This is a genomic window from Novosphingobium sp. 17-62-19 (assembly GCF_002256775.1).
In the GTDB taxonomy this organism is placed as follows: Bacteria; Pseudomonadota; Alphaproteobacteria; order Sphingomonadales; family Sphingomonadaceae; genus Novosphingobium.
Window position 1 is genome coordinate 37,147 of the sequence record NZ_NCII01000032.1, and the last position, 7,631, is coordinate 44,777.

The 7,631-nt window shown below is 64.2% G+C and carries 5 protein-coding genes; 4 read left to right on the plus strand and 1 reads right to left on the minus strand.

Features of this window, described 5'->3' with window-relative positions; genetic code table 11:
• Positions 1-88: 88 nt before the first annotated feature.
• The 4 genes from B7X90_RS07765 to B7X90_RS07780 all read left to right on the plus strand — a co-directional run bounded on the left by B7X90_RS07765 (position 89) and on the right by B7X90_RS07780 (position 6,191).
• Complete coding sequence (locus B7X90_RS07765; RefSeq protein ID WP_292623263.1) at positions 89-2,389, plus strand: TonB-dependent receptor; 2,301 nt, start codon at positions 89-91, stop codon at positions 2,387-2,389.
• 2 nt (positions 2,390-2,391) lie between these two features.
• Positions 2,392-3,759, plus strand: a complete 1,368-nt coding sequence (locus B7X90_RS07770; RefSeq protein ID WP_292623264.1) for an ectonucleotide pyrophosphatase/phosphodiesterase — start codon at positions 2,392-2,394, stop codon at positions 3,757-3,759.
• Positions 3,760-3,917: 158 nt separating this feature from the next.
• Positions 3,918-4,100 (plus strand): hypothetical protein, encoded by a 183-nt coding sequence (locus tag B7X90_RS07775; RefSeq protein ID WP_292623265.1) that lies wholly within the window; start codon positions 3,918-3,920, stop codon positions 4,098-4,100.
• A gap of 222 nt (positions 4,101-4,322) precedes the next feature.
• Complete coding sequence (locus B7X90_RS07780) at positions 4,323-6,191, plus strand: ABC-F family ATP-binding cassette domain-containing protein (protein WP_292623267.1); 1,869 nt, start codon at positions 4,323-4,325, stop codon at positions 6,189-6,191.
• On the opposite strand, the gene B7X90_RS07785 is transcribed toward B7X90_RS07780, so the two are convergent.
• Complete coding sequence (locus tag B7X90_RS07785; protein ID WP_292623269.1) at positions 6,085-7,398, minus strand: hypothetical protein; 1,314 nt, start codon at positions 7,396-7,398, stop codon at positions 6,085-6,087. The genes B7X90_RS07780 and B7X90_RS07785 overlap by 107 nt on opposite strands.
• Positions 7,399-7,631: the final 233 nt, after the last annotated feature.

Here is a 7,631-nt window from a genome sequence, read left to right on the forward strand (position 1 = left end):
GATCTGTCCCCGAAATTGCACGATGCTGCAACAGCGAAGGCCTAGCAGCCGCCTCACCACACCAATGTGGAACATGAGGGATCAAACCATGCGTATCGTCGCCGTGCTGCTTGCCAGCACCTCGTTCGTTGCCGCCCCGGCCATCGCCGCCGCCCAGTCTGCCCCTGCTGCCGAGGAAGCCGCCGCTGCCGCGGACGCTGCCAGCGCGGAAATCGTCGTGCTCGGCGCGGGCCAGACCCGCCAGGTGCAGGAACTCTCCACCGCCGAACTCACCATCCTCGCCTCGGGCACCAGCCCCTTGAAGGCGATAGAAAAGCTGCCTTCGGTCAATTTCCAGTCGGCCGACGCTTTTGGCAACTATGAATGGTCCACCCGCGTCACCATTCGCGGCTTCAGCCAGAATCAGCTCGGCTTCAATCTCGATGGCATTCCGCTGGGCGATATGTCCTATGGCAACGCCAACGGCCTTCACATCAGCCGCGCGATCAGCCCTGAAAATATCGGCATCACCCGTGTTTCCCAAGGCTCCGGCTCCATTGCTGCGCAATCGACCAACAACCTCGGCGGCACGCTCGAATTCTTCTCGCTCGATCCGCGCGATGCATTGGGCGTCACCGCCAGCGGCTCCTATGGTTCGGCCAACACCTATCGTGGCTTTGCCCGCATCGGTGTCGGCACCGAAGATGGCGCGCGCGCCTATGCGTCGGTCCAGTACCAGAATGGCGATAAGTGGAAGGGCGATGGCCAGCAGCGCACACTGATGTTCAACGGCCGTGGCGTTGTGCCACTGGGCGAAGGCGTCGATCTTGATGGCTCGATCAGCTATTCCGACCGCGCCGAACAGGATTATCAGGATCTCAGTCTGGAGATGATTGATCGTCTCGGCTATGATTGGGACAATTTCGGCCCCTCGCGCTATGCCGAAGCCATCGTGGTCGCCGATGTTGCCGCCAACACCGGCTACAGCGGCGTCACACCAACGAATCCGGCTGCGGGCACCACCTATCCCGCGCCGTTCGTCATTGCCGACGATGCATATTATGACGCTTCGGGCCTGCGCAAGGACACCCTCGCCTCACTCGGCCTGACCATCGCCACCGGCGATACCGGCAAGTTCGCGATCAAGGGCTACTACCACGAGAACGACGGCCAAGGCACATGGGGCACACCCTATCGCGCCAGCCCATCGGGCGTGCCGATGTCGATCCGCACCACCGAATACGATATCAAGCGCAAAGGCGCCTTCGCATCATGGACCGGCGATTTCGGCATGAACAAGCTGCTGATCGGCGGCTGGTACGAAAAGAACGATTTCATCCATTCGCGCCGGTTCTATGGCTATGAAAGCCGCACCACCCCCGGCCGCGACCACCGCGATTTCCAGCGTAATCCGTTCCGCACCGATTGGTCCATCGCGTTCGAAACCGACACGATCCAGTATTACGTCAGCGACGATATCGACCTCGGCGACCTGAAGATCAATGTGGGCTGGAAAGGCTTCTCGGTAGACACCAACGCCTTCTCGCTGGTCAACACCACTGGGCTCGCCACCGGAGACATCAAGGTCGAAGACTGGTTCCAGCCGCACGTCGGCCTGAACTACCAACTCGGCAATGGCCTCGAAGCATTTGCCGGCTTTACTCAGGTCACTCGCGCGTTTCAGGCTTCGTCCACCGGCGGTCCATTCTCGACCACGCAAGGCGGGTTCGATGCGATCAAGGACACGCTCAAGCCTGAAAGCTCGGACACGTACGAAGCAGGCCTGCGCTACAAGTCGGGGATCATCAATGCCTCGTTCGCGGGTTATTATGTCCAGTTCCGTGATCGCCTGCTGGTCATTCCGACGGCAGTCGGCATCGTCGGTTCAGCCAACGCGCTGCAAAATGTCGGCGGGGTTCGCGCACTTGGTCTCGAAGCGGCGGTGGACGTAAAGCTGCCCGGCGGGTTCGGCGCATTTGCCTCGTACAGCTACAACGACACCACTTATCGCGATGACGTTACGATCAAGGCAGGTGCCACCACCACCGTTCTGCCCACCGCAGGCAAGACCGTGGTCGACACACCAAAGCACCTGCTGCGCGGCGAACTGTCGTATGACACCGACATGTTCTACGGTCGCATCGGCGTGAACTACATGTCGAAGCGCTTCTTCAACTACCTGAACGACCGTTCAGTTGCCGCACGGACGCTGGTCGATGCCACCATCGGCTATCGCCTCGATATCGGCCAGCGCCAGCCGGTCGAACTGCAAATCAATGCCGTCAACCTGTTCGACAAGCGCTATGTCGCCACGATCGGGTCCAACGGCTTCGGCTTCAGCGGCGATGCACAGACCCTGCTTGCAGGCGCACCGCGTCAGGTCTTCGCCACGCTCAAGGTAGGCTTCTGACAATGAACTGCCTTTCCGCCGGAAAGGCCTTCGTCGCGGGCGTCGTGCTGCTTTGCAGCGCGGCGCCCGTCGCCGTTCGGGCCGAAGAAAACCGCTCACCCGTCCTGCTCATCTCCATCGATGGCCTTCGTCCCGGCGATGTCCTCGAAGCCGAAAAGCGCGGGCTCAAAATCCCCAACTTGCGCCGATTCCTCACCGAAGGCAGCTATGCCACCGGCGTCACCGGCAATCTGCCAACCGTTACTTATCCCAGCCACACCACCCTGATCACCGGCGTTGCGCCTGCCCGCCACGGCATCGTTTCAAACACCACGTTCGATCCCAAGCAGATCAACTACGGCGGCTGGTTCTGGTTTGCGGAAGATATCACCGCCCCCACCCTGTGGGACGCTGCGCGCAAGGCGGGCCACACCACCGGCAACGTCCACTGGCCGGTAAGCGTGGGCGTATCCTCGCTGAACTACAACATGCCGCAAATCTGGCGCTCGGGCCACGCCGATGACCGCAAGATGCTCAAGGCATTTGCCACCGACGGCCTCTACGCCGCGCTCGAACACGATTGCGGCCCCTATGCCGATGGCATTGACGAAGGCGTCGAAGGCGACGAAACCCGCACCAAATTCGCCGTCCGCATGATCGAAACGAAAAAACCCGGCTTCCTCACCGTCTATTTCGCCGGACTGGACCACGAAGAGCACGCCTCCGGCCCCGGCAGCACCCAGTCCAACGCCACGCTCGAACGGCTCGACGTCGCCGTCGGCAAGCTGGTTTCCGCAGAACTGGCCGCACACCCCGATGCCACCATTGCCGTCGTCAGCGATCATGGCTTCGTCGCCACCGATACCGACATCAGCCTGTTTCGCCCGTTCATCGACGCAGGCCTGATCAAGCTCGACGCCGCAGGCAAGGTCGCCTCATGGGACGCCATGCCTTGGCCTTCAGGCGGCTCCATCGCCGTCGTGCTCTCGCGCCCCGATGATGCCGCGCTCACCGGCATGGTCGGCACCCTGCTCGAAAAGCTTGCCGCTGATCCGCAAGCTCGTATCGCCAAAGTCGCAACCCGGGCCGAAATCGCCGCGATGGGCGGCAACCCGCAAGCCAGCTTCTTCGTGGACCTCAAGCCCGGCGCGCTGGCCGCAGGCTTCGCCACCGACACCCCGCTCGCTCGCCCTTCGCGCACCCAGGGGATGCACGGCTATTTCCCCACCCTGCCCGAAATGCGCTCCACGTTTCTGGTCATGGGCAAAGGCGTGGCCAAGACCCGCAATCTGGGCCAGATCGATATGCGCGCAATCGCGCCAACGCTGGCCATCCGCATGGGCGCCACGTTGCCCGATGCGCAAAGTGCAGCACTGAACATAGCAGACTAACCGCAACGCCTGCTTCCCGTGGCTTTTCAGCCAGTTGGAAAGCAGGCGTTCACCCTGTCCATATTGCTGAATCTTGACGAAATCCGATTGAATTGGCGCGACTCACCGCGCCCGGCGCAAGGCGTTTACAGCGCATTCCCGCACACAAATGGTAACCCATGAAACGCGGCCTCTTTCGTACTATCGACACATTTCTGGGCGAATGCGCCCGCGTCCATGAGGACGCAGGCGACGCATTCCCCTACCTCCGCCCAGACATCTACCGTATGCTCGGCTTTCAGCCTGCTTATGAGGACCTGCCGTTGGTCACGCCGCAGGGACAGGACTTGCGCCCGAACTAACCAATTGTATCCCGCATACAGCACCGCTCCCCCGCGAAGGCGGGGGCCTCAGGCCGCTTACGGAACGCTTGCTTCAGCCTCCTAAAGCACCCGCCTTCGCGGGTGCGCGGTCCTCACAAAAGTTGATGGGTTCCAACTCCGCTTGCCACCATCCGGCGAGTATGACAGGGACTCGCGCGCCCGATCACCCCTGATTTCCAGCACCGGACGCCTGCCCTTTTCATGCTTACCATCAACGGCATCACCGTCCGCCTCGGCGGACGCGACATCATTTCCCGCGCCTCGGCCGCCATCCCCCCACGCGCCCGCGTCGGCCTCGTGGGTCGTAACGGCGCGGGCAAATCCACGCTGGTCAAGGTCATCATCGGCGAGATCGAGCCGGACGAAGGCTCGATCGAAATGCCGCGCCGCACCCGCCTCGGTTATCTCGCACAGGAAGCGCCCGCTGGCAGCGCCACCCCGTTCGAAACCGTCCTGTCCGCCGATGTTGAACGCACGCAGTTGCTGGCAGAGGCCGAGACCTGCACCGATCCTGACCGGCTGGGCGATGTCCATGACCGCCTGCTCGCCATCGACGCTTACAGCGCCGATGCCCGCGCCGCCCGCATCCTCATTGGCCTTGGCTTTGACGAAGAGATGCAGGCCGCCCCGCTCGACAGCTTCTCCGGCGGCTGGCGGATGCGCGTCGCACTCGCTTCACTGCTGTTCTCCGCGCCCGATGTGCTGCTGCTCGATGAACCTTCGAACCACCTCGATCTTGAAGCGACGCTGTGGCTGGAGAACTTCCTCAAGGCCTACCCCGGCACGCTGCTGCTGATCAGCCATGAGCGTGACCTGCTGAACAACGTGGCCGACCACATCGTCCACCTCCACGCCGGCAAGCTCACGCTCTACCCCGGCGGGTACGACAGCTTCGAGCGCCAGCGCAACGAACGCCTCGCCCAGCAGGCCGCCGCCCGTGCCGCGCAGGAAGTGCAGGCCGACCGGCTCAAGGACTACATCGCCCGCAACTCCGCCCGCGCCTCCACCGCCAAGCAGGCCCAATCGCGCGCCAAGATGCTGGCCAAGATGCAGCCCATCGCGGCGGTGGTCGAAGACCCCTCGCTCAGCTTCGACTTCCCGGACCCCGAGGAACTGCGCCCCCCGCTGATCACGCTCGACCTTGCCAGCGTAGGCTACACCCCCGGCAAGCCGGTGCTGCAGCGGCTGAACCTGCGCATCGATCCCGATGACCGCATCGCCCTGCTCGGCCGCAATGGCAACGGCAAGACCACGCTCGCCCGCCTGCTAGCCGCGCAACTGCCGCCGATGGCAGGGGAAATGACCGCGACCGGCAAGATGCAGGTCGGCTACTTCACCCAGTATCAGGTCGAGGAAATCGCCGATGGCGGCACCCCGCTCGAACTGATGACCCGCGCGATGGACGGCAAGAGCCCCGGCGCGATCCGTGCGCAGCTTGGCCGCTTCGGCTTTTCCGGCAACCGCGCCACCTCGCAAGTCGGCACGCTGTCGGGCGGAGAGCGCGCGCGGCTTGCGCTGGCCCTCGTCACCCGCGATGCGCCGCATCTGCTAGTGCTCGACGAGCCGACCAACCACCTCGATATCGACGCGCGCGAAGCGCTGGTCCACGCGCTCAATGCCTACAAGGGCGCGGTGATCCTGATCAGCCATGACCGGCACATGGCCGAGCTGGTGGCCGACCGTCTGGTCCTCGTCGATGGGGGCACGGCCAAGCCGTTTGACGGCAGCATCGAGGACTACATCGACTTCATCCTCGGCCGCAACCAGCCCAAGACCGACGCCGCCGGTGCCCCCGTGGTCAAGCAGGACAAGAAGGCCCGCGCCGCCGCCCGCGATGCGTACAAGGCGCTGCAAAAGGCGCAAGCCGAGGCAGAAAAGCACGTGTCCAAGCTGCAGGCCGAGATCGCCCGGTATGACCGCGCGATGTTCGAACCCGCCGCCGCCGCGCCCGATCTGGCCAAGCTCAGCATGAGCGACCTTTCGCAACGCCGGGGCAAGCTGGCCAAGGAGCTTGAGGATGCGGAAGCTGCGTGGCTGGCAGCGGGCGAGGCGCTGGAAGGGGCCAACTGAGCGTTGACGCCAGCAGCGCGGGCGCTGCCGTTCCGCACTTGAGGGTGCTGAGGGGTTTACGGGGTTTACACGGTCCAGAGGGGGATTTTCCCGCGCCGTTTTCACCCGTTTGCGCGCTTTCACCCTCGTGCTCCCCCGCGAAGGCGGGGGTCTCAGGCGTGTTGCTGTGAGCGTTCCTTAAAACTCCTGAGGCCCCCACCTTCGCGGGGGAGCGCGTTTGGTTGGGGGGTGCGGGTTTCTCCTCCAAGTCCTCCTCCCCCGCCGGGAACAGCGCTTCAAGCCTTGCGCAGCGGGCGTCGGTTTCGGCGTCCCACTCCGCTTCCGCGCGGGTGCGGGCCTGGGCAGTCATCGCGTCGCGGACTTCGCCCCATAGATCCCAGAGCGCGTCGTCGGCGTCCTGATCGGGTTCGGGGTTTTCATCGTGGAAGCGGCGCAGGGCTTGGCCCTCGCATTCCTCGATATAGCGTTCGCGCTCCGGGTCGGGCAGGCAGGCGGCCTCAGCCGGAGCCTCGCCCTCACCCAGCGCGAGGAGCATGTCGTCAAACTGTTCGGCAAGGCGGTGGATGGCGGGGCTGGCTTTGGCGGCGCGGGCGTCGAGCCGCGCGAGGTGGGCGAGCAGCAACCGCACGTCAAAGCGCTGCCGCTGCCCCACCGCCTCGCCCCGATACCAGATCGTCTCGGTCGTCCCCATGATCGCGCGCTCGGCCAGCACCTGCTCCGCCGCCGCCCGCGCATGAAGCAAGGCCGCCTCCCACCCGGCGGCAAAAGCCGGATCGCGGCGGCGGCGCACATTGCCCGCGCGGCTGAGGTGTTCGAGGAAGCGCGCGATCAGGAGGGGGGTGAAGGCATGGCCGCCGGTGAGCGCGGCGGATGGAGGGGCAAAAGCCCCCTCCTCTTCAGAGGAGGGGGTTCGGGGGTGGTGGCGCGCGTTTTCAAATGCGCTTGCCGGTGAGGATAGTACGTGCGGAGAACCACCACCCCCCGCCCCCCTCCTCTGAAGAGGAGGGGGAGCCAGAGCGCCGCGCTGCTGGTTTACCCACCCCGCCCAATCCACCTGCCCGCCAATATCCAACGGCGCATCCAGCGGCAGCAGATCATCGTTGGGCAGGCCAATATCCCGGCTAGCGGGAATCCACCCTCGGCCGAAGGACGTGGACGCAGCGGTGTGGGTCTGCGGGTTTGAGGCGGGTGCAGTGGCGTGTGGCATCGGACGCTCCTGTTGGAACAAAACAGGACCGCGTAACGCAGGACGGGGGCTGTAGGAAAATGGTTTCTGTTTCGCGCCCAAGTGCGAATGGGGACGCAGAGGAGAAGGGAGACGCGGAGGTGCTTAACCCCTTTCCGTCATCCCGGGCTTGACCCGGGATTTGGCTTCCTTTGTCGCACACTGCCACAACGACAAAAGCCAAGCCCCGGATCAAGTCCGGGGCGACGTGAGTG

Coding starts and splice junctions, on each gene's coding strand:
- B7X90_RS07765 (WP_292623263.1), top strand. CDS start 89: ATGCGTATCGTCGCCGTGCTGCTTGCCAGCACCTCGTTCGTTGCCGCC.
- B7X90_RS07770 (WP_292623264.1), top strand. CDS start 2,392: ATGAACTGCCTTTCCGCCGGAAAGGCCTTCGTCGCGGGCGTCGTGCTG.
- B7X90_RS07775 (WP_292623265.1), top strand. CDS start 3,918: ATGAAACGCGGCCTCTTTCGTACTATCGACACATTTCTGGGCGAATGC.
- B7X90_RS07780 (WP_292623267.1), top strand. CDS start 4,323: ATGCTTACCATCAACGGCATCACCGTCCGCCTCGGCGGACGCGACATC.
- B7X90_RS07785 (WP_292623269.1), bottom strand. CDS start 7,398: ATGCCACACGCCACTGCACCCGCCTCAAACCCGCAGACCCACACCGCT.